The 26,296-nt window shown below is 70.4% G+C and carries 21 protein-coding genes and 1 pseudogene; 10 read left to right on the top strand and 12 right to left on the bottom strand.

What is annotated here, in order from left to right:
- Positions 1-37: 37 nt before the first annotated feature.
- Positions 38-745 (top strand): DUF4328 domain-containing protein, encoded by a 708-nt coding sequence (locus tag ACTWPT_RS09275; protein WP_443176854.1) that lies wholly within the window; start codon positions 38-40, stop codon positions 743-745.
- Here the strand turns inward: ACTWPT_RS09275 and ACTWPT_RS09270 are convergent.
- Positions 742-3,846: a BTAD domain-containing putative transcriptional regulator gene (locus ACTWPT_RS09270; protein ID WP_443176853.1), complete on the bottom strand. Its 3,105-nt coding sequence runs from the start codon at positions 3,844-3,846 to the stop codon at positions 742-744. The genes ACTWPT_RS09275 and ACTWPT_RS09270 overlap by 4 nt on opposite strands.
- Before the next feature lie 59 nt (positions 3,847-3,905).
- Here ACTWPT_RS09270 and ACTWPT_RS09265 point away from each other — a divergent pair, with 59 nt between their 5' ends.
- Entirely contained in the window at positions 3,906-4,760 is an 855-nt protein-coding gene (locus ACTWPT_RS09265; RefSeq protein ID WP_443176852.1) for an NAD(P)-dependent oxidoreductase, read from the top strand.
- On the opposite strand, the gene ACTWPT_RS09260 is transcribed toward ACTWPT_RS09265, so the two are convergent.
- From ACTWPT_RS09260 to ACTWPT_RS09250, 3 genes are all read right to left on the bottom strand, one after another.
- Positions 4,757-6,082, bottom strand: coding sequence for a maltokinase N-terminal cap-like domain-containing protein (locus ACTWPT_RS09260; RefSeq protein ID WP_443176851.1), 1,326 nt, complete (start codon positions 6,080-6,082; stop codon positions 4,757-4,759). The two genes, ACTWPT_RS09265 and ACTWPT_RS09260, sit on opposite strands and share 4 nt — an antisense overlap.
- Positions 6,083-6,085: 3 nt before the next feature.
- On the bottom strand, positions 6,086-7,789 hold the full coding sequence (gene treS / locus ACTWPT_RS09255; RefSeq protein ID WP_443176850.1) for a maltose alpha-D-glucosyltransferase: 1,704 nt from the start codon (positions 7,787-7,789) through the stop codon (positions 6,086-6,088).
- A 70-nt stretch (positions 7,790-7,859) separates the two neighbouring features.
- Entirely contained in the window at positions 7,860-9,947 is a 2,088-nt protein-coding gene (locus ACTWPT_RS09250; protein ID WP_443176849.1) for an alpha-1,4-glucan--maltose-1-phosphate maltosyltransferase, read from the bottom strand.
- A 243-nt stretch (positions 9,948-10,190) separates the two neighbouring features.
- On the opposite strand from ACTWPT_RS09250, the gene glgP reads away from it, so the two are divergent.
- Both glgP and ACTWPT_RS09240 read left to right on the top strand, forming a co-directional pair.
- Positions 10,191-12,773 (top strand): alpha-glucan family phosphorylase, encoded by a 2,583-nt coding sequence (glgP, locus tag ACTWPT_RS09245; RefSeq protein ID WP_443176848.1) that lies wholly within the window; start codon positions 10,191-10,193, stop codon positions 12,771-12,773.
- A gap of 76 nt (positions 12,774-12,849) precedes the next feature.
- Entirely contained in the window at positions 12,850-13,746 is an 897-nt protein-coding gene (locus ACTWPT_RS09240) for a MurR/RpiR family transcriptional regulator (protein ID WP_443176847.1), read from the top strand.
- Here the strand turns inward: ACTWPT_RS09240 and ACTWPT_RS09235 are convergent.
- The 5 genes from ACTWPT_RS09235 to ACTWPT_RS09215 all read right to left on the bottom strand — a co-directional run bounded on the left by ACTWPT_RS09235 (position 13,709) and on the right by ACTWPT_RS09215 (position 19,262).
- Positions 13,709-15,622: an N-acetylmuramoyl-L-alanine amidase gene (locus tag ACTWPT_RS09235; protein ID WP_443176846.1), complete on the bottom strand. Its 1,914-nt coding sequence runs from the start codon at positions 15,620-15,622 to the stop codon at positions 13,709-13,711. The two genes, ACTWPT_RS09240 and ACTWPT_RS09235, sit on opposite strands and share 38 nt — an antisense overlap.
- A gap of 122 nt (positions 15,623-15,744) precedes the next feature.
- Complete coding sequence (locus ACTWPT_RS09230) at positions 15,745-16,740, bottom strand: CU044_5270 family protein (protein ID WP_443176845.1); 996 nt, start codon at positions 16,738-16,740, stop codon at positions 15,745-15,747.
- Complete coding sequence (locus tag ACTWPT_RS09225; protein WP_443176844.1) at positions 16,733-17,329, bottom strand: RNA polymerase sigma factor; 597 nt, start codon at positions 17,327-17,329, stop codon at positions 16,733-16,735. Before ACTWPT_RS09225 ends, ACTWPT_RS09230 begins: the two co-directional genes overlap by 8 nt.
- Before the next feature lie 75 nt (positions 17,330-17,404).
- On the bottom strand, positions 17,405-18,547 hold the full coding sequence (locus tag ACTWPT_RS09220) for a helix-turn-helix domain-containing protein (RefSeq protein ID WP_443176843.1): 1,143 nt from the start codon (positions 18,545-18,547) through the stop codon (positions 17,405-17,407).
- The gene (locus ACTWPT_RS09215) at positions 18,540-19,262 is read right to left on the bottom strand and encodes a hypothetical protein (RefSeq protein WP_443176842.1); all 723 of its coding nucleotides are present in this window, start codon (positions 19,260-19,262) and stop codon (positions 18,540-18,542) included. Before ACTWPT_RS09215 ends, ACTWPT_RS09220 begins: the two co-directional genes overlap by 8 nt.
- A gap of 141 nt (positions 19,263-19,403) precedes the next feature.
- On the opposite strand from ACTWPT_RS09215, the gene ACTWPT_RS09210 reads away from it, so the two are divergent.
- From ACTWPT_RS09210 to ACTWPT_RS09195, 4 genes and pseudogenes are all read left to right on the top strand, one after another.
- The gene (locus ACTWPT_RS09210; protein WP_443176841.1) at positions 19,404-20,198 is read left to right on the top strand and encodes a hydroxypyruvate isomerase family protein; all 795 of its coding nucleotides are present in this window, start codon (positions 19,404-19,406) and stop codon (positions 20,196-20,198) included.
- A gap of 67 nt (positions 20,199-20,265) precedes the next feature.
- Positions 20,266-21,110 (top strand): annotated as a pseudogene (locus ACTWPT_RS09205) (2-hydroxy-3-oxopropionate reductase).
- A gap of 23 nt (positions 21,111-21,133) precedes the next feature.
- Positions 21,134-21,307, top strand: a complete 174-nt coding sequence (locus ACTWPT_RS09200) for a hypothetical protein (protein WP_443176840.1) — start codon at positions 21,134-21,136, stop codon at positions 21,305-21,307.
- 116 nt (positions 21,308-21,423) lie between these two features.
- Positions 21,424-21,846 carry a TetR/AcrR family transcriptional regulator C-terminal domain-containing protein gene (locus ACTWPT_RS09195; protein WP_443176839.1) on the top strand — a complete coding sequence of 141 codons (423 nt, stop codon included), beginning with the start codon at positions 21,424-21,426 and terminating at the stop codon, positions 21,844-21,846.
- Positions 21,847-21,927: 81 nt separating this feature from the next.
- Here ACTWPT_RS09195 and ACTWPT_RS09190 read toward each other — a convergent pair whose 3' ends face one another.
- Positions 21,928-22,149, bottom strand: coding sequence for a hypothetical protein (locus tag ACTWPT_RS09190; RefSeq protein ID WP_443176838.1), 222 nt, complete (start codon positions 22,147-22,149; stop codon positions 21,928-21,930).
- Positions 22,150-22,419: 270 nt separating this feature from the next.
- Between ACTWPT_RS09190 and ACTWPT_RS09185 the strand changes: the two genes are divergently transcribed.
- The gene (locus ACTWPT_RS09185) at positions 22,420-23,139 is read left to right on the top strand and encodes a helix-turn-helix transcriptional regulator (RefSeq protein WP_443176837.1); all 720 of its coding nucleotides are present in this window, start codon (positions 22,420-22,422) and stop codon (positions 23,137-23,139) included.
- Here ACTWPT_RS09185 and ACTWPT_RS09180 read toward each other — a convergent pair.
- Entirely contained in the window at positions 23,136-25,151 is a 2,016-nt protein-coding gene (locus ACTWPT_RS09180) for a CehA/McbA family metallohydrolase (protein ID WP_443176836.1), read from the bottom strand. The two genes, ACTWPT_RS09185 and ACTWPT_RS09180, sit on opposite strands and share 4 nt — an antisense overlap.
- Positions 25,152-25,236: 85 nt before the next feature.
- Here ACTWPT_RS09180 and ACTWPT_RS09175 point away from each other — a divergent pair, with 85 nt between their 5' ends.
- A complete protein-coding gene (locus ACTWPT_RS09175) occupies positions 25,237-25,926 on the top strand; it encodes a rhodanese-like domain-containing protein (RefSeq protein WP_443176835.1) in 690 nt (229 codons plus the stop codon).
- Here ACTWPT_RS09175 and ACTWPT_RS09170 read toward each other — a convergent pair.
- Positions 25,923-26,207: a Fe-S cluster assembly protein HesB gene (locus tag ACTWPT_RS09170; protein WP_443176834.1), complete on the bottom strand. Its 285-nt coding sequence runs from the start codon at positions 26,205-26,207 to the stop codon at positions 25,923-25,925. The two genes, ACTWPT_RS09175 and ACTWPT_RS09170, sit on opposite strands and share 4 nt — an antisense overlap.
- Positions 26,208-26,296 lie beyond the last annotated feature (89 nt).

Here is a 26,296-nt window from a genome sequence, read left to right as displayed (position 1 = left end):
GCGTTGCTCGGTCAATCCCTCCAGAAAGGATCGAGCCATGCATCCGCCACCTTACTTACCCGGATACCCACCACCACCCCCGCCACTGCGCCCGGTCCGCGGCGTAGCGATCTTCGCGGTGGTGGCGCTGGTGTGCGAGTCCGTCGTCGGCGTCGCCGTCGCCGCGATCGACTTCTGGTACGCGGCCCTGGTCGACCGCATGATCACCGACCGCGGCTCGGTGAGCGAAGCGCAGGTCGACGCAGCCGACCTCGTCTACGGCATGTCCGGCATCCTCGAGGCCGTCGTGTACGTCGTCGCGGTCGTGGCGTTCCTGGTCTGGCTGTTCAGGGTCAGGGCGAACGCCGAACTCCTCGCGCCGGACGGGCACCGGCGCTCCAAGCCTTGGCTGATCCTCGGTTGGTTCGTGCCGATCGTCTGGTTCTGGTTCCCGAAGCAGATCGTGGACGACATCTGGGACGCCTCCACCCGCAGTCCCTCGCCTCAGAAGGGCGTGTTCCACGCCTGGTGGGCCGCCTGGTTGATCGCCAACTTGGTGTCGAACGTCGGCGCGCGGCTGATGTTCGGCGCCGAGGAGCTGGACCAGATCGCCGCGGCCGCCCGGTTCGACATGGTGTGCATCGCGTTGACGCTGGTCGCCGCCGTGCTGGCGATCGTCGTCGTCCGCAAGATCACAGACGTGCAGGAGGAACACCGCTCCGCGGTCGCCGTCTACGGCGTTTCCGGCGCTTATCCGGCGCACTAGCTGTACTCGGACAGGAGGTCCTCGAGCGGCAGGGTCGCGCCACGGGACACTGCCGCCGCGGCCTCCTGCCGGCCCAGGGCACCCTCCACCGCGGCGGTGATCCGGTCCACGTCGCCCCGCTCGCCGGCCGGCAGCGGGGCGCCCACGGACGACCTGAGCGCCGCCGCCTGGCCCAGCAGCAACCCCGCCTCCTCGTGCCGTCCGGCGAGCGCCCGTGCGCCGGCCAGGCCCTCCAGCGCCAGCGCCGTGGCCCGCGGGTCGCCGACCTTGCGTGCCGCCGCCAGGCCCTGTGACTGCAGCTCCAGCGCGGCCGCCGGGTCGCCCCGCTGCTCGGCGGCGAACCCCAGCTCGGCCAGGATCAGTGCGGCTCCTGGCTCGCCCGCCACGTCCCTGACCCAGTCCAGCCACTTACGCAGCCGCCGCTCGGCCTCCTCCAGCCGCCCCTGCCGCCTGGCCGACAGCGCGAGCCCGAGCTCGGCGAACTCCTCCGCGGGCCGGTTCGACTGCGCGGCCGCGAGCCGCCTGGCCCGCTCGTGGTAGTCGTCGGCCGCCGCGTGGTCGCCCGTCAGCAGGGCGATCCTGCCCAGCCGTGACAGCGCGTCGGACACCGAGCTCCACAACCCCAGCTCCTCGGCCATCCGCAGACCCTCCCCGCGCAGCGTGGCGGCCTGCTCGTAATCGCCGGTGATCTCCGCGAGAGTGCCGAGGTTCTCCGCGGCCCGCATCTCGCCCCACCGGTCGCCGACCTCCCTGAACAGCGCCAGCCCCTGCTCGCCGGCCCGCCGCAGCGCCTCCAGGTCGCCCTGCATGGCGGCGTTCCTGGCGAGCACGCTCAGCGCCGCGGCCGTGCCCCACGTGTCGCCCAGCTCCCTGAAGCACTCCAACGCTTCGCGCACCAGGCGCACGCTCGCCGACAGGTCGTCGTAGCCGAACAGCGCGAACCCGGCAAACCACCTCGCCCTGGCCCTGGTGAGCGGATCCTCGATGGCCTCGAACACCGCGGCGTCAGGCACTTGCGGCCGCCCCGCCAGCGTCCGCAGCCCGGCCAGCCACACCTGGGTCTCGGCCGCATCGCCGCGGATGGCCAGGGTGCTCTCCAGCGCCCGCCGGCCCTCGCCCAGCCTGCCACTCAGCACCCAGTACCAGGCCATCGCGTTCACCAGCCGCACCGCCTCGCCGGCCGCGCCGAGCCGTACCGCCGTCTCCAGCGCCGCCCTCAGGTTGGCGCCCTCGGCGTCGAGCAGCGCGAGCGTGCGCCGCTGCTCATGCCCCCTCAGGTATGGCTCCGCCCGCTCGGCCAGGGTTGTGTAGTAACGGGCGTGCCGCAGTGCGATCAGGTCGTCCTCGCCGGCCTCCCGCAGCCGTTCCCGGCAGTAGGCCGCCACCGACTCCAGCAGCCGGAAACGCGGCCCGGCGGCCCGCACCACCAGCGACCTGTCCACCAGCCTCGCCAGCAGGTCGAGCACGTCCACGCCCGGTTCCGCGCACACTTCCTCGGCTGTCTCCAGCGTGCACCCGTCGGCGTGCACCGCCAGCCGCCGCAACACCACCTGCTCGTGCCGGGAAAGCAGCTCCCAGCTCCAGTCCATCATCGCCCGCAACGTCTGCTGCCTGGCCGGGGCGCCCCGCAGCCCCGAGGCGAGCAGCCTGAACCGGTCGTCCAGGCGCTCGGCGAGCTGGCGGGGCGTCAGCGCCCGCATCCTGGTCGCGGCCAGCTCAAGCGCCAGCGGGAGCCCGTCGAGCCTGGCGCAGATCTCCGCCACGTCCGCGTCCGGCTCGATGCCCGCCCGCGCCGTGAACAACTCCACCGCCGCCTCCGGCGCCAGCGGCGGCACCCTCCACAGAGCCTCACCCTCGATCCGCAGCGACTCCTGGCTGGTGGCCAGGATCCGCAGCTCGGGTGCGGCGCGCAGCAGCCGGGCCGCCAGCGTGGCGACCTGCTCGACGACGTGCTCGCAGTTGTCGAGGACGAGTAGCGTCCTCTTGCCTTCAAGAGCGGCCGCCGCCCGATCGACCATGGACCCGGCCACGTCATCCCGCAACCCCAGAACGCCGCCGACCACCTCCGCCACCTCGACGACCCCGGCATGCGGCCGCAGCGCCGCCAGCTCCACCAGCCACACACCTCCGCCGAACCCAGCACCGGGGCCGGGGCCGTGCAGGGTGCCTGGTGCCGGCGCAGCGGGACGTGGGCCCACGGCCGCCGCTGCCGCCAGGGCCAGGCGCGTCTTGCCGACGCCTCCCGGCCCCGTGAGCGTGACCAGACGGGAAGCCCGCAGCAGCGCACGGACCTCGGCCACCGCTTCCTCCCGCCCCACCAGATCGCTCAACGGCGCGGGCAGGTTCGAGTGAACCCGGACAGGCGCGTCCAAGGCCGGATCCTGGCGCAGGATCGCCTGGTGCAGCGCGGCCAGCTCGGACGACGGATCCGCCCCGAACTCCTCCCGCAGCCGGCCTCGCAGATCCTCATACGCCGTGAGCGCCTCACTCTGCCGCCCCGCCAGATAGAGCGCCCGCACGTGCACGGCCCGCAGCCGCTCCCGCAGCGGATGCCGGGCCACCAGGTCGGCCAGCTCGGCGGCGACCAGCGCGTGCTCGCCCAGCCCGAGCCGCGCCTCGGCCAGCTCCTCCATCGCCACGAGTCGCTGCTCGTCCAGCCGCGACACGGCGGCCTGCGCGAACGGCTCGTCGGCGAACTCGGCATAGGCGTCACCACGCCACAGATCCAGCGCCTCCCGCAGCAGCGTGGTGCGTTCCCGGAGGTCACCGGCGTTCTGCGCGCGCCCGAGCAGCGTCTCGAAGCGGCCGGCGTCCACCGCGTCCGGTTCCACGCGCAGCACGTACCCGGGCGCCCGGTACGCCACCAGCTCCCGATCCCCGAGCACCCCGCGCAGCTGCGACACCTTCACCCGCAGCGCGGCGGGCGCGTTGGCGGGCGGACGCGCGCCCCACAGGTCCTCCACCAGCCGGTCGGCGGAGACCGTCCGGCCGGCGTGGATCAGCAGGCCGGCAAGGAGCGCCCGGACCTTGGTCTCGATCACCCGGACCGGCTCCCCGTCCGCCGTCCACACCGCGAGCGGCCCCAGCACCCCGAACCGCATCCCACCCCCCATAACCCACTCCGAACCAGACCATAACCTCGCACTCCGACACTTTTCCCATGCCAGAAAACATCTCCGTTCTCGGCCTCGGTCTCATGGGCTCCGCGCTCGCCGACGCCTTCCTGACCGCTGGGCACCGCGTCACCGTGTGGAACCGCACACCGGGCAAGGCCGACCCGTTGGTGGCCAAGGGCGCCACTGCCGCCGCGACCCCGGCGGAGGCCGTCGAGGCGAGCCCCCTGGTGATCGCCTGCCTCCTCGACTACCCGTCCGTCTACGAGGTCCTCCACGAGGTCTCGCTGGCCGGAAGGACGCTCGCCAACCTCACAACGGGCCGCCCTGCCGAGGCACGCGAGGCCGCCTCCTGGGCGACCGAGCGTGGGGCCGACTACCTGGACGGCGGCATCATGGCGGTGCCTCACATGATCGCCAAGCCTGGCGCCCTCATCCTCTACAGCGGCTCAGGAGCCGCCTTCGACCGCCACGAGCAGGCGCTCGCCGTCCTGGCCGAGCCCCGGTACGTGGGGGAGGACCCCGGCATGGCTCCGTTGCTCGACCTGGCCATGCTGACCGGCATGTACGGCCAGATGGCCGGCTTCCTGGAGGCGGCGGTCATGGTCACGTCGGCGAAGTATCCGTTGAAGGAATTCACCACGAACTTGCTGATTCCATGGCTCAACGCAATGGCCGCGCTCCAGCCGGCCTGGGCCGAGAAGATCGAGGCGGGCGACCACCGTACGGAGGTGTCCAACCTGGAGATCAACAGGGCGGGCTTGGAAAACCTCGTGCGTGCCTTCCGTGAGCAGGGCGTCAAACCCGACCTGCTGCTGCCCATGAAGACCGTCATCGACCAGCGCGTGGCCAGGGGTCTCGGTCATGAGGGACTGTCGGGCCTGGTCGAGGAGCTGTCCTAACGCGGACGGAAGGCGGCCAAGGGGATGGGCAACCACGTGGGCCGGTTCCTGGCCTCGTAGACCACCTCGTACACCGCCTTCGCCAGCTCGAACGCCCGCAGCAGCGCCGCCTCGCCACGGTTGATCTTGCCGCCGCCCTCCATGTATCCGTCCAGGAAGGCGGCCCGGTTGCGGTCCGCCCACTCCTGGGCCCTGGGCTCCAGCCCGGCTGCCTCCGGGTGGCCGGCCAGCAGGTGCCTGGCCGCGTAGTCGAACGAGCGCAGCATCCCCGCCACGTCACGCAGCGGCGACGACAACGCCCTGCGCTCGGCCAGCGGCTGCCCTGGCTCGCCCTCGAAGTCCAGCACCACCCAGTCGGTCGGCGTCCGCATGACCTGGCCCAGGTGGTAGTCGCCGTGAACCCGCTGCACGAACACTTCGGTGGTGAGGTACTCCACCTGGTGGTAGGCGTCCTCCAGGACGCCCACATGCTGCCGCAGCTCGGGCACCTCGGACACGGCTCGGCCCAGCCGGCGTCTGAAGCCCTCCGCCGTGCGCTTGACCTCGTGCGACTCGACGACGTCCGTGGGGAAGGCAGCCGCCAGCTCGCGGTGCACCTGGGCGGTGGCGACGCCCAGCCGATGCGACTCGGCCGCGAAGTCGCCGCCCGCCTCGGCGGCCGCGAGCTCGGGCATGGAGGCGTACAGGTCGCGCACGCTGGCCAGCGCCAGGTCCCAGCCGTCATTGGCGTTGGACAGGAACTCCTGCATGATCGCGAGCGTGGTGTCCGTGCCGTCGAGATCGGCCTCGATCCACCCGTACGGCTGCGCGATGTGCGGGGCGTCCCTGGCGGCCAGGGCGGTGATGATCTCCAGCTCCGGGTTGACCCCGGGGATGAGGCGGCGGAAGAGCTTGCAGATGTAGGCGTCGCCGTACACGAGAGAGGTGTTGGACTGCTCGGCCCCGAGCACGAGGCTGCGTGGCGAGGTGTCGATCTCGGCGCCGGAGACGTGGCGCATGCGCAGGCCGCTGCGGGTCTCGTCGTGGGCCATGCCCTCGAGCAGCCAGCCGGTGCGGTCGGGGTCGTGCGCGGCGTCGTACAGGTAGATGTCGTCGACCGTGGCGATCAGGGCGTGGGTCAGCCGGTCGGGAAGCTCCGTGCGCTCGCCGAGCAGGAGCTGGTAGCGATCGCGCGAGCCGTCCTGCCAGACGGCGACGATCAAGTGTCTGAGCCCGGGCGTCAGCTCGACGTCCGAGTCGATCGATAGCTGGTCGATCGGGCGCCCCTTGCCGCCGAACCATCGTTGTCGGCTGATCCATGCGGCAAGGAGCTCAGCAAGCACGTCCTACTCCTCCTGGGTTATGGCCGGCGGGAGTGTGAACCAGTAGAACCCATGCCCAGGTAGCGTCAAAAGATACGGAAGTTCGCCAATTGCCGGAAATGGCACGCCTCCCATGGTTTCCACGGGGGAGACGCCGACGAATCTCCGCAAGTCGAGCTCGACCGGCTGCGGGAAGCGTGACAGGTTGTTCACGCACAGCATCCGGTCATCACCCAGCTCCCTCACGAACGCGAGCACGCTGGGGTTGGAGGAATTGAGCTCGATGTACTCGCCGAGACCGAACACAGGGTGCCGCTTGCGGATCTCGATCATGCGCCGGGTCCAGTGCAGCAGCGAACCGGCGTTCTTCTGCATGGCCTCAACGTTGATGGCCTGGTAGCCGTAGATCGGGTCCATGATCACTGGCAGGTAGAGCCGCCCCGGGTCGCAGTCGGAGAAGCCGGCGTTGCGGTCCGGGTCCCACTGCATGGGCGTGCGGACGCCGTCGCGGTCGCCGAGCCAGATGTTGTCGCCCATGCCGATCTCGTCGCCGTAGTAAAGCACCGGGGAGCCGGGCAGCGACAGGAGCAGCGCGGTGAACAACTCGATCTGGTTGCGGTCGTTCTCCAGCAGGGGGGCCAGGCGGCGGCGGATGCCGACGTTCGCCCGCATGCGGGGGTCCTTGGCGTACTCGGTGTACATGTAGTCGCGTTCCTCGTCCGTGACCATCTCGAGCGTCAGCTCGTCGTGGTTGCGGAGGAAGATCCCCCACTGGCAGTGCTCAGGAATCTTCGGCGTCTGGGCCAAGATTTCGGAGATGGGGTAGCGGGACTCCCGGCGTACGGCCATGAAGATGCGAGGCATCAGCGGGAAATGGAAGGCCATGTGGCATTCGTCCCCGCCGCCTACGGGGTCGCCGAAGTACTCCACCACGTCCGACGGCCACTGGTTGGCCTCGGCGAGCAGCACGCGGTCCGGGAAGAGCCGGTCCACCTCGGCCCGGACGCGCTTGAGGTATTCGTGCGTCCTCGGCAGGTTCTCACAGTTGGTGCCCTCCTCCTCGAAGAGGTACGGCACCGCGTCCAGCCGGAACCCGTCGATGCCCAGGTCCAGCCAGAACCGCAGCACCTCGAGCATCGCGTCCTGCACGTCCGGGTTCTCGTAGTTGAGGTCCGGCTGGTGGTGGAAGAACCGATGCCAGTAGTACTGGCCGCGCACCGGATCGTAGGTCCAGTTGGACGTCTCGGTGTCGATGAAGATGATCCGGGCGTCCTGGTACCTCTCATCGGTGTCCGACCACACGTAGAAGTCGCCGAACGGCCCCTCCGGATCGTGCCGCGAGGCCTGGAACCACGGGTGCGCGTCGCTGGTGTGGTTCATGACCAGGTCGGCGATGACCCGCATGCCGCGCTTGTGCGCCTCATCGACGAGCCGTACGAAGTCCCCCAGATCCCCGAACTCGGGCAGGATCTTCATGAAGTCGGCGATGTCGTAGCCGCCGTCCCGCAGTGGCGACTCGTACAGCGGCAGCAGCCAGAGGCAGTCGACACCCAGCCACTGCAGGTAGTCGAGCTTGTTGATGAGGCCACGGATATCACCCGTGCCGTCGCCGTTGGAATCGGCGAAACCTCTGATCAGGACCTCGTAGAAGACGGCCCGCTTGTACCAGTAAGGATCGCGCGGCTTTTCCTCGTCAAAGGTGTTGGGAATGGGCGTGGTGGAGCTCATGAGCGCCCTCGCCGAGAGCTCATGAGGGAGGCGCTTTCACACACGTTGAAGACTCCCCGCTGAATCTGTTCTACCGTGGCGCGGCTCGGACGGTGAGAATGTGGGCAGGCTGGATATGGGGGTCGAGGCGTACATAGTTGCTCTGCCTCCAGCGGAACGACTCGCCGGAGAGCTCGTCGTCGACGACGAACTCGGTGCCCCAGTCGAGGCCGAGCGCGGGCAGGTCAAGATCAACAGTTGCCTCATGGGTGTGGTGCGGATCCAGGTTGACGACCGCCAGAACGACGTCGCCCATCCCGTGCCTTCGTGTGGCCGTGTCATAGGCGCCCGGGAGCCGCTTCGAGAAGCAGACGATGTCCGGTTGGTCGACCCTGTGGAACCGTAGATTACGCAATTCCTGCAGAGCCGGATGCGCTCTTCGGAACAAATTCAGGTGGGTAATGAAGGGGGCCAGGCTCCGTCCTTCGCGTTCGGCCGTAATCCAATCGCGGGGCCTGTACTGATATTTCTCACTATCTAGGTATTCCTCGCTTCCTGGGCGAACCGGGATACTTTCGCCGAGTTCGTACCCGGAATAGACGCCCCACGTCGGCGACGTGAGCGCGGCCAGCACCGCCCTGATCTTGAACGCCGGGATCCCGCCGTGCTGCAGGTACTCGTGCAGGATGTCCGGCGTGTTCACGAACAGGTTCGGCCGCAGGTAGGCGGAGGTCTCGTGGGAGAGCTCCGAGAGGTACGTCTCCACGTCGTACTTGGAGTTCTTCCACGTGTAGTACGTGTACGACTGGTGAAAGCCGATCTTGGCCAGCGTGCGCAACATGGGCGGCCGGGTGAACGCCTCCGACAGGAAGATCACATCCGGGTCGCTCGTGTGGATGTCGGCCAGCAGCCGCTCCCAGAACCCCACCGGCTTGGTGTGCGGATTGTCCACCCGGAAGATCCGCACCCCGTGGTCCATCCAGTGCCGCACCACGCGCCTGACCTCGGCGTAGATGGCCTCGGGATCCTTGTCGAAGTTGACCGGATAGATGTCCTGGTACTTCTTCGGCGGGTTCTCGGCGTACGCGATCGAGCCGTCGGCCCTGATCGTGAACCACTCGGGGTGCTCCTTGACCCACGGGTGGTCGGGCGAGCACTGCAGCGCGAGATCCAGCGCGACCTCCATACCGAGCTCGCGTGTGTGCGCCACGAACTCGTCGAAGTCCTCGATCGTGCCCAGGTCCGGATGCACCGCGTCGTGGCCGCCGTCCTCCGACCCGATCGCCCAGGGCGAACCGGGGTCATCGGGTTCCGGGCTCAGCGTGTTGTTGCGCCCCTTCCGGAACGTGCTGCCGATGGGGTGGACGGGCGGCAGGTAGACGACGTCGAACCCCATCTTGGCGACCGCGGGGAGTCTCTTTGCGGCTGTCTGGAAATTTCCGGACTTGGAGATGCCGTTGTCGTTGACGATCGCCCCCTCCGACCGGGGAAAGAACTCGTACCACGAGCCGTAGAGCGCCCGGCGCCGGTCCACTCGGATCTTGTGGGACTTGGACCGGGTCACCATCTCGCGGTAGGGGTGCGCCTCCAGCAACGCGGCGGTCTCGGGCAACTGCGCGATCGACAACCGGGCTCGGGGGTCCAGGTTCTCGTCACGCAGTGTGGCGGAGATCGACAGCAGCGCCGCCCGGTGCCCACAGGTGCTCTCGCCGTTGCCGTTCCCCTTCTTTTGCCCGTTTGTGCCGCTATTGCCGGTCTTGGGTGCGCCATTGGAGCAGTCCGGCGTGCGTACGGCCTTGGCGGCCCGCTCGAAGAGCCGGGCGCCTTCCTCGCACATGAGATCGACGTCCATGCCGCGCGGGATCTTGATCCCCGCGTCGTGCAGCCACGTGTGGATCGGGTCGCTCCACGCCTCCACGCGGAACAGCCAGTCGCCTTCCGCGGGCAGGGACACATCCACGCCCCAGCGATCGGTGCCGGGCGCGAGCTCGCGCATCGGTCTCAGGCGACCACGCTGCCCGTCGGGCGAGGTGAGCACCACGCCCGCGGCCACGGCGTCGTGGCCTTCTCTGAACACGGTCGCCGAGACCTGGAAGGTCTCGCCGGCGACCGCTTTGGCGGGCCATTGCCCGCAGTCGACGACGGGGGAGATGTCCGAGATGGGAATTCGTCCGATCATCGCATTTCAAGGGTTTGCGGCGGCGCACCCGGTGCCGCCGGAGGCTTTCCTCGGCAGGAACGATCCTTGCACGTAAATTGTGGACAGCAGCGGATAGACCTCCCGAGTGTGGTGCGGGAGAGCCCAACAACATGGAAAGTTGCCCCAATGCTCCCTCTTCATGCTTGTTCCCGGAAGGGGTTTGAAGGGCGTTCCTGGGGGTGAAGGACTGACTGGTCCCTCCTAGCCCGTAGGGTGCACATCGTGAGAGCAATCCGCCGGTTCACCGTCCGCACCGTTCTGCCCGCGGAGCTGGCCGCCCTCGGCGAGCTCGTGCACAATCTCCGCTGGTCGTGGCACCCGGAGACGATGGATCTCTTCGCCGAGGTCGACGCGGAGCTCTGGGAGCAGGTCGGGCACGATCCCGTGGCCCTGCTCGGCGCCGTCACGCCGGCCCGGCTGACCGAGCTGGCCGCCGACCGCCGCTTCCTGCGCCGTCTCGCCGACGCCGCCGATGACCTGCGCGAATACATGACCTCGCCGCGCTGGTACCAGACGCTGCCGGACGGCGCGCGGGCCATCGCGTACTTCTCACCGGAATACGGCATCGCGGCCGCCCTGCCGCAGTATTCCGGCGGTCTCGGCATCCTGGCCGGCGATCACCTCAAAGCGGCCAGTGACCTGGGCGTGCCGATCCTCGCGGTCGGCCTGCTCTACCGGCACGGCTACTTCACGCAGTCGCTCTCGCCCGAGGGCTGGCAGCTGGAGCACTACCCGTCGCTCGACGCGGGCGGCCTGCCGCTGTCCCTGCTCAAGGAGGACGACGGCACCGCGGTCAAGATCCGCCTGTCCCTGCCGGACGAGCGCATGCTGCACGCCCAGGTGTGGGTGGCGCAGGTAGGCCGGGTGCCGCTGCTGCTGCTCGACTCCGACGTGGCCGACAACGACAACGCCGCCAGGGACATCACCGACCGCCTCTACGGCGGCGGCACCGACCACCGGCTCATGCAGGAGCTGCTGCTGGGCGTCGGCGGCGTGCGCGCCATCAGGGCGTACTGCCGCATCACCGGGCACGCCGATCCCGAGGTCTTTCACACCAACGAGGGCCACGCCGGCTTCCTCGGCCTGGAGCGCATCCGCGAGCTGACCGAGGCCCGCCTCTCCTTCGACGAGGCGCTGGAGGCCGTGCGGGCCGGCACGGTGTTCACCACGCACACGCCCGTGCCCGCGGGCATCGACCGGTTCCCCGTTGACATGATCGAGCGCCACTTCGGCGGCTCGTCCGCCTGGCCGACCGTGCCCGTCGAGCGGATCCTTCAACTCGGCGCCGAGTCCGACCCCGGCCGGTTCAACATGGCCGTCATGGGCATGCGGCTGGCCCAGCGGGTCAACGGCGTCTCCCGGCTGCACGGCAACGTCAGCAGGGACATGTTCAAGGACCTCTGGCCGGGATTCGACCTGGACGAGGTCCCGATCGGGTCGATCACCAACGGCGTGCACGCCCCGACCTGGGTCGGCCGCGAGCTCATGGAGCTGGCCGGCCGCGAGCTGCCCTCGCTGCTGGAGCGCGCCCGCGGCTGGGAGGGCATCCAGAAGATCCCCGACAGTGACATCTGGAAGATCAGGGGGACGCTGCGGCGCCGCCTGGTCGAGGGCGCCCGGGTACGCCTGCGCAGGTCCTGGCGCGAGCGCGGCGCCTCCGACGCCGAGCTGGGGTGGATCGACGACGCGCTCGACCCCGACGTGCTGACGATCGGCTTCGCCCGGCGCGTACCGTCGTACAAGCGGCTCACGCTCATGCTGCGCGACCCCCAACGGCTGGCCGAGCTCCTGCTCGACCCGGAGAAGCCGGTCCAGATCGTGATCGCCGGCAAGGCCCATCCCGCCGACGAAGGCGGCAAGAAGCTGATCCAGCAGATCGTCAAATTCGCTGACCAGGCACACGTCAGGCACCGGATCGTGTTCCTGCCCGACTACGACATGACGCTGGGCCAGCTCATGGTCCAGGGCTGCGACGTGTGGCTGAACAACCCGCTGCGGCCCCTGGAGGCGTCCGGCACCTCCGGCATGAAGTCCGCGCTGAACGGCGGGCTCAACCTGTCCATCCGTGACGGCTGGTGGGACGAGTGGTACGACGGCACCAACGGCTGGTCCATCCCCACCGCCGACGGCGTGAGCGACCCGGAGCGGCGGGACGAGCTGGAGTCCGCCGCCCTGTACGACCTGATCGAGCACGAGGTGTCCGACCGGTTCTACGACCGTCCGCTCGACGGGCTGCCGCGGCGCTGGATGGAGATGGTCAAGCACACGCTGGCCTCGCTCGGGCCCAAGGTGCTCGCCGGGCGCATGCTGAGGGACTACGTCGTGGACCTCTACACCCCGGCCGCGAAGGCCGCCAGGGCACTGTCGGTGGACTCGTACGCGCCGGCGAAGGCGTTCGCCGCCTGGCGGGTCCGGGTCACCCGAGCCTGGCCCGGCGTCCGGGTGGAGCACGTCGAGGCGTCGGGCGTGGGGGACACGCCTGAGGTCGGCGCCACCGTGGAGCTGCACGCCACCATCGCGCTCGGCGACCTGGAGCCCGATGACGTGCTGGTCGAGGCGGCCTACGGTAAGGTCGGGCCGCACGACGAGCTGACGCATCCCTCGTACGCGAAGCTGGCCGTGGCGTCGGTGGACGACGACGGGAGGGCGCACTACACGGGCACGGTGCCGCTCGACCGCACGGGTGCTTTCGGGTACACCGTCCGGGTCGTCCCGTACCACCCGCTGCTCGCGACTCCCGCGGAGCTGGGCCTGATCACCGTGCCCGAGGAACCCGCGGGCATGACGAACGGCACGTTGCGATAACGGCGGACAAGAGGCCGTCAACCGCAGCACATCACGCCCTGCTCGGCCATTAGCCGCAGGGGGCATAATCGGGACCGTGGACGACAGCGGCAATGGCCTGCGGGCCGACACTCTGGTGGCCACGGTTCGCGGTGTGCTGCCGTCCCTGACGCCGGCCGCCCAAACCGTTGCCCGGCTCATTCTGGAAGACCCCGCCACGGTGGCCAGGAGCACCATCACGGAGCTCTCCGCCGCCTCGGGCACCAGCGAGGCCACGATCGTGCGGACGTCCCGGCTGCTCGGGTTCGCCGGCTACCCGCAGCTGCGCCTGGCTCTGGCGGCCGCCGCCGCGCAGCCGGACCGGCTCGTGCCCGGCGACCTGGCGCCCGACGACCCGCTGTCGGAGGTGATCCAGAAGGTCGCGCGGGCCGAGTCCGAGGCGATCAACGACACGGTGGCCCAGCTGACCTCGGAGCGGCTGGGCCTGGTCGTCGACGCGATCGTCGCGGCCCGGCGGATCGACGCCTACGGGGTCGGCGCGTCCGGGCTCGTGGCCGAGGACGTCGCGCAGAAGCTGCTGCGCATCGGCCTGTCCAGCCACGCCTTCCAGGACGCGCACCTGGCGCTGACCAGCGCGGTCCTGCTCAGGGAAGGAGACGTGGCGATCGGGATCAGCACGTCGGGGGAGACCCCCGACGTGATCGAGCCGCTGTCGCGGGCGAAGGAGGCGGGCGCGACCACGGTCGCGATCACCAACAACCCGCGCTCGTCCATCGCGGAGCTGGCCGAACACGTGCTGATCTCCGCCGGGCGGGAGACGGAGTTCCGGCCCGGCGCCCTGGCCAGCAGGATCAGCCAGCTCCTCGTCGTCGACTGCTTGTTCGTCGGCGTCGCCCAGCGCACCTACGACTCCTCTCAGGAGGCGCTCGCGAGCACTAGGCGCGCCGTCAAGGAGTTCACCCGGAGAAGCTCACCTGCACGTCGTCAGCTTTGACGAACATCACGCGGTGGCCGAACTGGATCTCCAAGTACTTGGTCTTGCCCCGGACCACCTTGTGGTCCTCCAGGTTGAACGTGACCGCGCGGTAGTACTCCGTGGCCGCCGGCCCGGCGAGGGTGTACTTCTCGCCTGCCGAGAACGTGTACTGCAGTGGGGTCACGGCCTGGTAGGGAATGCCCGCCGGGTACGCCTCCTGCTCCGGGTATGCCCGGCCGTACACCGGCACGGCCGCCTTGCCCGGCTTCGGGGTCACGACCAGGCCCATGGACGGGACAGCGGTCGGCGCGTCGGCCGGGTTGTGGAACCACGCCTTCTGGCCGAGATACCAGATCGCCGTCCAGTCGCCCTGACGATCGGCCACGGCGAAGCGCTGGCCGGTGGTGGCGCGGGCGCTGTGGTCGTAGACGCTGTAGAGCGACTCACCCGTGGGGTGCTTGCCGATGTCCTTGACCAGCGGCGCGTCGGCGCGCGGTTCGGTGCGGAGCCAGACCGTGCTCGCGGGGAGCGGCGGGCAGGCCGCTGACGGGTTCTTGCGGTCGCAGCCGTAGAAGTACGGCTTGTTCGTGGCGAAGTCCGGCTTGATCATGATGGATCCGGCCTGCGGCCCGCCGAATTGGTGCAGCGGCGCCCCCATCAGCTGGAAGTAGTGCGCCCAGTCCCAGAACGGCCCCGGGTCCTCGTGCATCTGCCTGACCGTCGTCGGCAAGGTGCCCGGCACGTTGTCGTGGCCCAGGATGTGGGCGCGGTCCAGCGGCACGCCGTGCCTGAGCGCCAGGTAGCGGACCAGGCGGGCCGAGGAGCGGTACATCGCCTCGGTGTACCAGGTGCTGCCCTCGGCCAGGAATCCCTCGTGCTCGATGCCGATGGACTTGGCGTTGATGTACCAGTTGCCGGCCTGCCAGGCGACGTCTTTGGACTTGATGTGCTGGGCGATGTGGCCGTCGGTGGAGCGGATGGAGTACTGCCAGCTCGCGCGGTAGTTCGGGTCCTGGTTGAGGCGGATGGAGGGTAGGAAATATCCCTCCATGTCGTGAATGATGATGTAGTCGATCTTCTGGCTGAACGGCCGGTTCGCCAGGTCGTAGTGCCCGTAATTGCCGTTGGGCAACTGCTGGTAAGCCGAGGGAATCCACTCGCAGGAGACCGAGGCGGGGCACTCGACGCCGTCGGGACGCGTCGGGCGCAGGCCGAGCTTCTCCAGCCACCTCTCGATCTTCACGAGGTCGGGCACGGCCGGCAGCCGGACCCGCTCCCCATCGTGGGTGGTCCGCTCGGCGCCTTCCTTGATCGTGTTGAAGACCTCGTCGGCGAAGAACTTGGCGGCGCCGGCCTCCTCGGCGCCCGAATACTTGGCCACGGCGCCGTACCATTCGCCCGGGTGGTCGCTCAGCGGTGCGCCGAGCGCCTTCTGGTAGTCGGCCAGCAGTGCCGCGCCGCCCCGGATGTTGGCGCCGTCGTCCGTACGCAGCCGCTCGTGGCTCTCGCCCGTCAGCTCCGCCGCCCGCTCCATGGTGCGCAGGGAGGCGGGGATCTCGGTTGGCTCAGGCTGCTCTTCGGGTGCGGGCAGCGGCCGGCTCTCGTCGCCGCGGGCGTCCTCCTCACCCTCGTGGTGATGGTTGGACCCGGTGTACGCGGCCGCGTCGGTCAGATGCATGGGGCCGAACCCGGCGTCGCTGGAGGGCTGGCCGGTGTGGGCGTCCCACCGGGACTCCAGGTAGGAGACGCCGAGCAGCACGCTCTCCGGCACCTGGAACTCCTCGGCGGCCGCGGCGAAGGCCTGCTGCCGGTCGGCGGGCTCCTGGGCGCGGGCGGCGGTGGCGTTCGTTAAGGGCAGGATGGCGACCACGGCGATCGCCAGTAATCTGCGCATGAACCACTCCTCAGGGCTGGGGGCGCTGTGGTGGAGTTCAGCGTCTCAACATTTTCCTTCGCTGACGAGATCTTTGCGAAGGTATTTTTCAGCCCTTAACACTCTGGCAGGCCGGGCCGATGTCAGGGCCGCTCGCCCGGCCGGTCGACGACGCCGCCCGCGAGCATGCTGCCCCAGCCCAGGATCTGGCCCTTCGTCACGGAGAAATACGTACGTGCGTCCTTTTTGTCCCGCACCACGACCGACCGGTACCCCAGGTACTCGTACGTCTTCGGGTCGATGAAGATCTCGTCCCGCAGGTATCCCTCATGGATCCGGTAGAGGGTCACCCCCGGCCGCTTGGCGAGGTCCGTGGCCCGTGCCTCGTAGCGGACGCCCGGTATGCCGGCCAGGGCGCCGTACATGGCCGCGCGGAGCGTGCGGGGCAGCACGGCGTCCCGCATGCCCTGCACGATGTGCTGGAACGCGTACGTGTGCCGCTGCTCGGCGGTCAGCGGCGGCACCGTGGCCCGGGTCCTTCCCCGGTCCGCCTGCCGCTTGGCGTGCTCGGCGTCGATCTCCTCGTAGACGCGGGCCAGCAGGGCGGCGGGCTCGGTCGGCAGCGAGAGCAGATATGGGTAGGTCACCTCGAACTCGGAGCCGTCGAACACCTCCAGCTTCCCGTCCTCCATGTGGGCGAACTGCTTCTCGTCCGCCCGGCGCCACATCTCGTGGACACGCGTCCCCTTCTCCCCGGACTCCTCGGTTTTGATGTAAGCCCACTGATCGGGCTCGGGGACGGGGTCCGGGTTGGCGGCGGCCAGTGCGGCCGCGTTGCCCGCCAGGTCGTCGGCGCCGGCGACCTTGCGCAGCCGGAGCGGAGTGCTCGACGGGTGGGAGCTGGACGGACGGGCCTGAGGGCTCTCGGAACCCTCTCCGCCTCCAGGAACGATCACGATCGCCGCGGCCAGCGTGACGGCGGCCGCACCCGCCAGCCCGAGCGCCCACCTCATGCCGAGACGGCGGGCCGGGGCGCGGTGCATGTGGGCGAGCAGGCGGGAACGCGACTCGGCGACGGTGCTCTCGTCCGGGCCGGGCAGCGCGTCATGGCGATCCTTCAGTAGCCGCAGCTCATCCATGGTCGTCTACCTCCAGTGCGGGGAAGCCAAGTGTGGTGCGGAGCCGGCGTCTGGCCCGGTTGACGCGGGAGCCGACGGTGCCGATCGGGACTTCCAGGGCGCGAGCCACCTCCGCGTAGCTGAGCTCGGCGCAGGCGACGAGCAAGAGCGCGTCGCGGTCGCCGGCGGACAGCGCGGCCAGGCCCTTGGCCAGCGCCGGGTTCAGTTGTTCTGCGCTCACCCGGTCCGCCACCCGGTCGGCGTGGTTCTCGACGTCGTCGCGGGACGCGGCCCGGGCGAGGGCACGATAGAGCCGGACCTCGGCGCGGTGATGGCGGCCGATCAGGTTGGTGGCGATCCCGTAGAGCCAGGCCCGTGCGCTCGGACAGGTCAGGTCATAGCGGCTCCGCTGGTCGAACGCGGCGAGGAAGGTCTCGGACGCGACGTCGTCCGCGGTGCCGGGCCCTAACCGGGCGGCCGCGTACCGGTGGATCGCGGTGAAGTACCGGTCGAAGATCACCGAGAACCACTCGGGCTCGTGGCGGGCCCTCTCGATGATCGAGGCGTCTGTCGTCCCCTCAAGCATGCGTACCGGAGGGACATAGGTCACGGGCATGCACCGGGTGCCTTTCTGGAGAGGTCATCGGGACTGATTGCCCGAACCCGGCTTTCTTCTTCGCGCCCCTTACAGGACGAGCCTCAGCGACGGGCGTTGGTCGGGCAGGCCGATGAGCTCGCGTACGCGGGAGATGGGCCAGGCCAGCTCCCGGGCCAGGGTGGCGGCGGTCAGGCCGGCCTCCCGGGTGGCCAGGTCGAAGGCGTGGGCCAGCAGGACGGGCTGCTCGCCCGGGTAGCCGGAGACGGGCTCGTTGGTGAAGCCCGGCTGGTCGCGCAGCGCGGCCAGGCGCTGGTAGGCGCGGCTCGCGGCGGAGTCGGAGATCAGCCCCGTCTCGCGGCACCGGTAGAGCAGCGAATCGACCGACACGCCCCACGTCCGCCGCAATTCGGCGAGCTTGCGCAGGTCGGCGCGGAGCGGCAACTGGGGCAGGATGCTCTCGCGCGGCGTCAGGAACTCGGCGGCGAACGCGTCGGCCTCGCGCTCCTGGTGGGTGTCCCCGGCGGCGGTGTCGCCGTGCAGGACGAGGTGGCCCAGCTCGTGCGCGGCGGTGAAGCGGTGGCGGTAGATGTCGTCGAACCTGTTGGGGGTCAGCACGACGATCGGCCTGGGCAGGCTGGAGGTGGAGAAGGCGTCGACGGTGACCGCGTCGGGGTCGTGCCGGGGGAAGGCGACGACGATGCCGTGCGCTTCCATGCGGCGTACGAGGTGGCTGATCGGGCCGGCGCCCAGCCCCCAGTGGGCGCGCAGCGCCCGGGCGGCGCCGGCCGGGTCGCGGGGCAGCGCCGAGTGCATCTCGCCGCCCGCGAACCCGGGCAGGTCCACGGCAGGCAGCTGGATGCGCTTCTCCAGGGCGTAGGTCAGCTCCCACACCTGCTCGACGAACGCGACGGCCTTGGCCCGCTGGTAGGCACGGGTGGAGCGCAGGCTGCGGAAATGCGCCATGGAGCCGTCGAGCTTGCCGTGCGGGCGCCCGGGCAGGAAGAACGCCATAGGAACCCCGAGCGCCTCGGCCAGCAGCGGAATCAGGTCGGGGCGCGGCCGAGTGACGCCTGCCTCGTACTGGCCGACGGCGGCGGGAGAGACGCCGAGGTGCTCGGCGACCTCCTTCTTGGTCAGGGCGGCCAGGTGGCGGGCCTGGGTGAGGCGGGTGGCGTCGAACGCGTCGGCGACGGCCTGCGGGGTCGGCGCGCCGGGTCGGAGACTACTCACCGCTCGCGGCTTCTGCCCTGAACGCGCGCGGCACCCGGGGGTTGAGCGCCGGCGTCGGCACGACGCCCTGATCGAAGGCGACCCCAGGCAACGACGTCTGCGCGGCCTCGGCGTCCATGGCCAGCGGGATCTCCTCACAGTGATGCCAGCGCAGGCTCCCGGTGCGGTCCAGCAGCTCCGCCTCGCCCCACCAGGCGTCCAGCAGCCCGGCATGCGCGTTGCAGGCGTACGCGATCAGGACCAGGCTGGTGTCCTTGGGCAGATCGCCGAGCGCCTCGGCCACCGGCACCGCGTGCGGCGCCACGTCGGCCAGCGCGAGCTGCCGCATCATCGGCTCCGGCCCGAACCGGTTGAACAGCGCCTGCACCAGGGCCGACGGCCGGCCCTCCCCGATGCGCGCGCTCATCACGCTCACCGAGCGGTCCTTGGCGTAGCGGAATGGGAACAGCAGCTTGCCGTCCAGCACCACCAGCTCGTGCGCCGACCCTGCGGGCTTGACGATCCGCACGTCCCCCATGTCCTCGAACGCCTCGGCCAGCGCCTCGAACTTGCGGGACATGAGCGTGAACCCGAACGGATGCGTGTGATCGGTCTGCGCCGCCGTCTGCGCGTCGCGGGCATTGTCCAGCGCGACCGACAGCGCCTCGGCGATCCCCTGTCTGATCACCGGCGCACGCTGCCCGAACGTCTCCTGGGCCCACCGCGACACCAGCATGCGCGCACCTCCGCATCGCTTTGCCCAGCAGCAACCGCACACCGGAGCCACTTCAATTTCCAACATCATAGTCCCGGCCGCGCTTCACGAAGCCCCTTCCCCTGAGGGCGTGTCGCGCCGGCCTCGCTAAGGTGCTGGTCTGTGCACGTGACCAGGTGGACCGTCAACTGCTCGATCCTCTACACGGACCTGCCCCTGCTCGAGCGCCCGGCCGCGGCGGCGGCCGACGGGTTTCGGGCGGTGGAGTTCTGGTGGCCGTGGACGGTCGCGGTGCCCGGCGACCGGGACGTGGACGCGTTCGTGGATGCTGTTGAGGGGGCCGGGGTTCGGCTGACCGGGCTCAACTTCTTCGCGGGTGACATGCCGGGCGGTGACCGGGGCCTGGTGTCGTGGCCTGGGCGCTCGGGTGAGCTGCTGGACAACATCCCTGTGGTGGCCGCCATCGGGGAGCGGCTGGGGTGCCGGGCGTTCAACGCCCTGTACGGGAACCGTGTCCCCGGCGTCGCGGCGAAGGAGCAGGACGAGCTGGCTCTGGAGATGCTGGCGGCCTGTGCGCGTGGTGTCGACGGGACGGTGCTGCTGGAGCCGGTCAGCGGGGCACCGCACTACCCGCTGCGGACCGCCGCGGACGTCGTCGATGTGCTCGATCGGCTCGGTGACCTGCCTGACGTGAGGTTGCTCGCCGATCTCTACCACCTGGCGGTCAATGGCGATGATGTGCCTGCTGCCATCGAGCGGCACGCTGGGCGCGTCGCTCATGTGCAGATCGCCGACGCCCCGGGCAGGGGCGCGCCCGGGACGGGTACGCTGCCGATCCGCGCGTGGATCGACCAGCTGCACGCCGCCGGATATGACGGGTACGTCGGGCTTGAATATCGCTCCGAAGGCCCCGGGGCCTTCGGCTGGCTATCACACGAGCAACGCGCGGGAGGATGAACGTGAGCCCTATCCAACGCGCGGGAGGACGAACGTGAGCAGCATCGCCTTCATCGGCCTCGGCATCATGGGCAGCCCCATGGCCGTGCACCTGGTCAGAGCCGGGCACAGCGTGGCCGGCTACAACCGCTCGCCGGCGAAGGCCAAGGCGCTGGCCGAGGCCGGGGGCCGGGCGGCCGCCTCGATCGCGGACGCCGTGACCGGTGCCGAGGCCGTCGCCCTCATGCTCCCCGACTCCCCGGACGTGCGGGACGTGCTGACCGGTGACGACGGTGTGTTCGCGCACGCCGCCCCCGGCACGTTGATCATCGACTTCTCCTCGATCCGGCCCGACGTCACCCGCGAACTGGCCGAGGAGGCGGGCCGCCGCGGCCTGCGCTACCTGGACGCGCCGGTCTCGGGCGGCGAGGCGGGAGCTCGGAACGCCGCCCTGTCGATCATGGTGGGCGGCGCGCGCGACGCCTTCGAGGCCGCCACGCCGATCTTCGACGCGGTCGGCAAGACCGTGGTCCACGTGGGGCCGAGTGGCGCGGGCCAGACGGTCAAGGCGGCCAACCAGCTCGTCGTGGCCGCCAACATCGAGGCGCTGGCCGAGGCCGTGGTGTTCCTGCGGGCGTACGGCGTGGACCTGGAGGCGGCGCTGGAGGTGCTCGGCGGCGGCCTGGCCGGCTCCGCCGTGCTGGCGCAGAAACGCGCCAACATGCTGAACCACTCCTTCGAGCCAGGCTTCCGCATCGCCCTGCACCACAAGGACATGGGCATCGTGACGTCCGCGGCCCGCGAGGCCGGCGTCGTGCTGCCCCTGGGGCGCTGGTGGCCCAGCTCGTGGCGGCGGCGAACGCCAACGGCGACGGCGGGCTCGACCACTCGGCCCTGCTCCGCGGCGTCGAACGCCTCTCGGGCACCTCGTAACGAACGGCCCGGCGACGAGCGGTGTGAGCACGCCTGCGGCGATGGCCAGGGCCGAGATCACACCGGCCGCCGCGAACCAGCGCCGGCACCGCGTACGGCCAGCGCAGCAGCCCCAGCGCCTGCACCAGGCCGGCGAGCACGCCGACCGGCACGGACAGCGCGGCGGCCGGCCCCGGGGGCAGCAGCCGTCCCGGTAAGACCGCCGCGGGCACGAGCGCCAGCACGCTCACCGCCAGCAGCAGGAACCAGGCGGACACCACCGCCTGATTGGCGGCGAACGCGGCCAGGATCCGCCCGGGAGGCCGACCTCGGGTTGCTGGAGGATGAGAGCCGCGCGCCGGGCGAGCGCATCGCCGCCTTCGCGGTCAACCTGCGCGAGGTGCTGATGCGTCACCCCGCCGCGGTCCCGTCCATACTCGGCGCCGCCTTCAGCGGCCCGGTCGCGCTACGGGTGGGCGAGTCGTTGCTGGCCGCGCTGCCCGACCCGCGTGCCGGGTACACGGTGACGGTGTACGTCCTAGGCTCGATAGCCCTGGAGGCGGCGGAGGTACGCGGGCCCGGCCCCGTCCCGCCGGAGGCCGAACGGATCGCCGCCCGCCGGGTGGCGTTCGACATCGAACCCGAGGCCTTCCCACGTACACACGCCGCCGCGGACGCCATCGCGGCGTATATCTCGACCGGCCAGTTCCGCTGGGGTCTAGAGCGGGTGCTGGCCGGATTGGCGGCCGAGAAGTAGTGTGCCCGGGCGGCTTGGCCTGGGCCGTCCTGGCGCACCCAGCACGGCTCCCCCCGTGCGAGCCACGCGGCCGTGCCAGGACTAGCTGCCTGCGTCCCTGGCGTGCGCCTGCGCGAGCCTGGCCAGCGCCAGTGCCCCGATCATGAGGCCGAAGTCGCGCAACGCGATGTCGTAGAACCCGGAGAACGTCAGCAGGTTGACGATGATCCCGGCGAGCCAGAGGGCGACGACGTACGCCCCGATCCTCGGCGCGAACCCGACCAGCATGCCCGCCAGGATCTCGATCACACCGACGATCCTCATGGCCATCACGGCGTCGCCGGGGACGAGGTTGTCGATCCACGGCGCCAGGTACGCCGTCCACTCGGTCAGGATGTTGGGAACTTGTCGAGCCCGAACAGGATCGGCGCGACCGTGAATCCGGTGCGCAGCAGTGCGAATGCCTGATAAGAGGGATTCTTCAGGCGAGTCGATAAATCAGTACTCATGGTGGGCTCCTAACGGATGCTATTTTGTACGTTAGAAGGTCACCTATGTAACGTCAATGGCTTTCTCCGTTAGAAAGGCCGGCCGGTGCGCGGAGTCGATCAGAACATCACGGGCATCGGCACCCTCGCCGACCCCGTACGCCAGGAGTTGTACCTGTTCGTGTGCGCGCAGCCAGGACCTGTGAGCCGCGACCAGGCCGCCGAGGCCATCGGGATCGCCCGCCACAAGGCCAAGTTCCATCTCGACAGGCTCGAGTCCGAAGGGCTGCTCGAGGCCGTCTACGCCCGGCTCACCGGAAGGACGGGGCCGGGCGCGGGACGCAGCTCGAAGTTGTACCGTAGGGCGGCCCGCGAGTTCGCCGTCTCGTTGCCCAGCCGCGACTACCTGCTCGCCGGCCGGCTCATGGCCGACGCGATCGCCGAGTCGGCCGGGACCGGCGCGCCCGTCCTGGAAGTGCTCCGGCGGGTGGCGGCCGAGCACGGCGCCGCTATCGGCGGAGGGGCGGTGTCCGCCGAAGGCCGGCCCGCCACCCCGCAGGCGGCGCTGGATCTCGCGGTCGGGGCGCTCAGCGAGCACGGGTACGAGCCGCGGCGCGAGAGCACCCGCGTCATCATGGCCAACTGCCCCTTCCACGCTCTCGCAGAAGCGCAGCGGGAACTGGTCTGCCACATGAACCACGCTCTGATCACGGGCCTGGTGGAGAGCGTCGCGCCGCCCAAGGTGGAGGCCAGGCTGGAACCTGGCGACAACCGCTGCTGCGTGAGCCTGGCCATGGAAGGACAGACGGGCGGCCGGTCCGGCTAGGCGAGCCGCCCCCGGTAGACGGCCCTCGCCCGCTCATACAGCTCCAGGTGGTCCCCCAACTGCTCGTCGGTCTCGAACGTGCCGAACTCGCGGACCACGGCCTCCAGCCGGTCCAGCCACGCGAGGCACCACCGCACGTCGGCCTCCCTGGCCACCTGCTCACCCGCGACGTCCAGGTACACCGGGCTGCTGTGCGCGTACGCGCCGCGCCGATGGAAGGCCCGCGGATGCGGCCCGCCCGAGGCCACGGCCACCACGTACGTCGGCTCGCTCACCTCCATCGACGTGACCAGATGCCCGGGCCGCCCCTGCGCCAGCATGCCCGCCGCGGTGTGGATCTCCAGATGCTCGACCTCCGGCCCGATCGAGGCGACCGCGATCTCCACCCGCTGCCCGGGCGCCAGCTCCAGAGTGTCCCCGGGCCCGTGCCCGTTCACGGTGATCTCCAGCCACGGCCCGGTGGTGGCGAACGTGCGGCCGAGCAGGATCGCCTCGGCGAAGGACTCCGCGGTGAGCGGTCCTGCGACGTTCGCGTACACCCGCTCCCACCCCGGGGGGCCGGAGGCGGTGCCGCGGCGGCAGAAGGAGAGCACGGCGTCGGTGCCCGCGGTGACCGTGAGCCGGTTGCCCGCGCCGATCAGGCGGCGGTAGACGGCGGCGGTGGCGGCGATGGAGGAGTGGTTGAGCACGTCCAAGGTGTCGATCAGGCCCAGGGCGGCGTCGGCGACGATCTCCCTGGCCGAGCAGTTGCGCCCCCGCGAGAGCACCACATCGGGCGGGTCGTCGTCGTCGAACGGGGTGTGGAACGGATGCCCGTACCCGGTGATCGCGCCGAGCGCACGCAGCTCTTCGAGCGCGGCCGCGTTGGGCGGCCAGTCCACCGTGTCGAGGAAGCCGGTGTGGTACCGCTTGGGCAGGCCGCGCAGGCCGAACGCGCTCACGTGCCCGACCAGGTCATTCCGGTACTCCACGCCGAGCCTGGCCAGGTGCCGGTCGTCCGACCAGGGCAGGTCCTCGCCCACCCAGTGCTCGAGGGCCTCCACGTCGTAGACCCGCTCGCTCGCGACGTTGCCCGCCACGAGGTTGAGCACGTGCAGGTCCTCGCCGTGCTGCGCGGCCGCGGCCAACTCGGGCGCGGCGGGTTCCTCGCCCATCCAGTTGAGGTGCACGTGCAGGTCGCCGCCGTACCAGCCGCGGGCGGCGGCGTCGTACAGGCGCTCGGGCGCCAGCTCGATCGGCGTCTGCCTGCCCGCCTCGGGGGTCACCTCCACCTCGGCGGAGGTGTACTCCATGCCCCTGGTCACCGTCACCGTGATCGGCTCGGCGGGCACGGCGACCACGAGGTCGTCGCCGTGGAAGAACGGCCTGCCATGGGCGTCCAGCTTGGGCGGCGCGCCCTCGGGGTACCAGCCCTGCCCGTTCGCGGTCGTCACGCTCCACCGGCACGGGAACCCGGCCCGCACCAGGATCGTGGCCGCGGCGGCCCGCCTGGCCAGCCGTGAGAGGTCCACCGGCCGGCCGCCGACGGTGACCTCGCGGTCCAGCTCGACCACCTTGGCGCCGCGTGGCGGCAGCACGTACGCCGTGCCGTCCACGACGACCTCGACCGGCTCGTCCGTGCTCGAGTCCAGCAACAACGCCGTGTGGAAGGGGCGGTCGTCCAGCACCACCCGCGTGCCGGCCTCCAGCGTGGCCCCCGCGGGCGTGAGGCGCAGCGCGGGCAGGTTGTCCGGCACGTCGCCGCCGAGGGCGTCGCGTACCAGCCGGTCCAGGTCCACCTCCTCCATGTGGTCCTCCAGCTCGTCGGGAGGAACGCCGGGGTGGCGCTCGGCCAGCTGACGCAGGGCCGTGCCCCAGTAGTCGTAGCGGGAGTCGAGGAAGACCGTGGCCCACGCCTGGTCGACGTACGAAAGGGGCGGCTCGCCCCAGCAGGGCCCGTGGGCGTCGCGCAGGGCACGGTAGTCGGCCAGCGCGCGGGCGACGGAGTCGGGTAGCAGCGGATTGTCACACATCGGACACCCCCTGAATAGGCCGCGCCGTCATCGTGACACGGAGACCGAGCCCATGCGAGCGGTATCTGGGGGTACGTGAAACCTCATGACGCACATCATCGATCGCGAAGCGGTTCAGGACCTGGTCGCCGCCCGACAGGCCCAGCTGGTCGAGGTGCTGCCGGAGCAGGAGTACGCGTGGGCGCACCTGCCCAGGGCCGTGAACCTGCCGCTCGGCGCCCTCGACGCGGGCTCCTCGGCGCTCGACCCGGCGCGGCCGGTCGTCGTCTACTGCCACGACGCGCTGTGCGATCTGAGCCCGCGCGCCGCCCACCGGCTCGAACGCCTCGGCTTCGGCGAGGTGCACGACTACGGGGCGGGCAAGATGGACTGGCTGGCGGCCGGCCTGCCGTACGAGGGGCAGGCCCACCTGGTGTCGCAGAACGTGCGCCGCGACCCCGTCACGGCCGGCCTGGACGACCCGCTGGAGGAGCTCACCGAACGGATCATCGGCGACCCTGCGGGGCTCGCGGTGGTGGTCGACCAGGACGACGTGGTCCAGGGCGTCGTCGGGTCGAGCGAGCTCAAAGGCACCGACATGAGCGGCACCGCCGAGCAGGCCATGCGCGTCGGGGTGACCACGGTGCGCCCGAGCGAGCAGCTCGAGCCGCTGATTCAGCGGATGGACCGGGCAAAGGTGGATCATGTCGTCGTCACGAAGGCGGACGGCACGCTGGTGGGCCTGTTCGGGCTCGGCGACGTCCGCCCGCAGGCATCGGAGTCCGACCTCGGCTAGGCCCGCCGGTCCAGGCGGAACGTCGGCTGGCCTGGCGTGCCCGGCTGGGCGTCGAGTGACTTGTCGTCCAGGACCGCCACGGTGTCCTCGGCCACGAAGACGCGTACGTCCTCCGCCTCGATGATCTGGTCGCCGGCCTGCGGCTGGCTGGCCAGGGCGAGTTCGAGCGCACCGGCCTCGTCGGCCTTCGCGGAGATGCGCAGGCCCGCGTCGGCGGGCACGTCGACACCGGCCATCACGTCGCGGATCGCGACGACGGCGTTGTGAGTCAAGGTCAGCACTGCAAGCTCCTTCACACCATCGAGAACCTCCGCCTCCCCAGCAGCGATCTGCCCAAACGCGGCATGCCGGGTCCAGCGCCGGGTAGCGG

Origin of the sequence: Nonomuraea sp. 3N208 (assembly GCF_052245935.1) — a bacterium.
Taxonomy (GTDB): domain Bacteria; phylum Actinomycetota; class Actinomycetes; order Streptosporangiales; family Streptosporangiaceae; genus Nonomuraea.
Note: the sequence above shows the minus strand (reverse complement) of the source record. Positions and strands in the feature narration are given on the sequence as shown.

Bases quoted from the DNA above. Each gene is read 5' to 3' on its own strand.
- ACTWPT_RS09265 (WP_443176852.1), top strand. From the start codon at position 3,906: ATGCCAGAAAACATCTCCGTTCTCGGCCTCGGTCTCATGGGCTCCGCG.
- ACTWPT_RS09235 (WP_443176846.1), bottom strand. From the start codon at position 15,622: ATGCGCAGATTACTGGCGATCGCCGTGGTCGCCATCCTGCCCTTAACG.
- ACTWPT_RS09175 (WP_443176835.1), top strand. From the start codon at position 25,237: ATGACGCACATCATCGATCGCGAAGCGGTTCAGGACCTGGTCGCCGCC.
- treS (WP_443176850.1), bottom strand. From the start codon at position 7,789: ATGAGCTCCACCACGCCCATTCCCAACACCTTTGACGAGGAAAAGCCG.
- ACTWPT_RS09270 (WP_443176853.1), bottom strand. From the start codon at position 3,846: ATGCGGTTCGGGGTGCTGGGGCCGCTCGCGGTGTGGACGGCGGACGGG.
- ACTWPT_RS09180 (WP_443176836.1), bottom strand. From the start codon at position 25,151: ATGTGTGACAATCCGCTGCTACCCGACTCCGTCGCCCGCGCGCTGGCC.
- ACTWPT_RS09250 (WP_443176849.1), bottom strand. From the start codon at position 9,947: ATGATCGGACGAATTCCCATCTCGGACATCTCCCCCGTCGTCGACTGC.
- ACTWPT_RS09215 (WP_443176842.1), bottom strand. From the start codon at position 19,262: ATGCTGGTGTCGCGGTGGGCCCAGGAGACGTTCGGGCAGCGTGCGCCG.
- ACTWPT_RS09230 (WP_443176845.1), bottom strand. From the start codon at position 16,740: ATGGATGAGCTGCGGCTACTGAAGGATCGCCATGACGCGCTGCCCGGC.
- ACTWPT_RS09275 (WP_443176854.1), top strand. From the start codon at position 38: ATGCATCCGCCACCTTACTTACCCGGATACCCACCACCACCCCCGCCA.
- ACTWPT_RS09190 (WP_443176838.1), bottom strand. From the start codon at position 22,149: ATGAGGATCGTCGGTGTGATCGAGATCCTGGCGGGCATGCTGGTCGGG.